This is a genomic window from Methyloparacoccus murrellii (assembly GCF_054657115.1).
The window spans coordinates 1-214 of sequence record NZ_BAAHXD010000154.1; the positions used below are offsets into that span (position 1 = coordinate 1).

1 protein-coding gene is annotated in these 214 nt (G+C 60.3%); it reads left to right on the forward strand.

The window, feature by feature from the left end:
- Positions 1 to 214: DDE-type integrase/transposase/recombinase (locus tag ACYQ1H_RS15695; protein ID WP_460028968.1), on the forward strand; the 214-nt coding region annotated here is incomplete at both ends.

Genomic DNA, 214 nt, shown 5'->3' on the forward strand with positions numbered 1-214 from the left:
ACACCGTGCCCGCCGGATCACGTCAATCGTCAGTTCCAGGCCACTCGACCCAACAGCCTGTGGGTCTCGGACTTCACCTACGTTTCCACCGGGCAGGGCTTTGTTTATGTGGCGTTCATCATCGACGTCTTTGCCCGACGGATCGTGGGCTGGCAGGTATCGAACTCAGCACACACCGGCTTCGTGCTCGATGCCCTGGAGCAGGCGCTGTATG